The following is a 673-nucleotide window of genomic DNA, read 5'->3' as shown; positions in this document are numbered from 1 at the left end:
CCCGGCCAGCCACATTGGGATGGATGCCATGGCAGGATTGAAGATAGGAGAGTTCGCCGCAGCCGCCGGCGTGGGCCGCGATGCGGTTCGCCATTACGAACGCATCGGCCTGTTGCCTGCGGTGGTCAGAAATGGCGCAGGCTACCGGGTCTACAGCGACGACGACCTCGAGCGGCTGCAATGCATTCGCCACGTCCACGAAGCGGGCTTCAGCCTCGAACAGACCCGCGATTTGCTCGAAGCATCGACAGCAAACCGCGATCGGATCGAGACGCTGCTCGGCGTCACGCGCGCGAAGCTCGACGCCGCGAGGGACAATGTCGAGTGGCTCTCGGAAGTCGAAACGTTCCTGACCAGCCTGGTTGCCGCAACGCCGCTAGACGAAGCCCAGCCCCTGTGGGTCGGTTTTCAGGCGGGAAGATGTGCAACGCGGCGCCGCAGATCGCGCTTCGCGCGAGGCAATTGCTAATCATTACCAAGAAAGAAAGGACCGAATATGGCTTACCTAAATCGCAAGGCACTGTCGTGGACTGGCTTCGGTCTGGCGCTTGCAGGCGCCCTCGCGCTGTCGGCCTGCAACAGCAAGGACAAAGAGGCCACCCCCAGCGCGGCAGCCACCGACGCCGCAAGCGAGACAGGAGCCAGCGACGCGACCAATTCCACGGCAGCCGAC

1 protein-coding gene is annotated in these 673 nt (G+C 63.4%); it reads left to right on the top strand.

The features are described 5' to 3' along the window. The coding region (locus AX735_RS16075; protein ID WP_231750146.1) for a MerR family transcriptional regulator at positions 1-469 on the top strand (469 nt) is incomplete at its 5' end. Positions 470-673 lie beyond the last annotated feature (204 nt).

Origin of the sequence: Blastomonas sp. CCH1-A6 (assembly GCF_001556365.1) — a bacterium.
GTDB classification, from domain to species: Bacteria; Pseudomonadota; Alphaproteobacteria; order Sphingomonadales; family Sphingomonadaceae; genus Blastomonas; species Blastomonas ursincola.
This window is presented reverse-complemented; position numbering and strand designations above follow the sequence as displayed.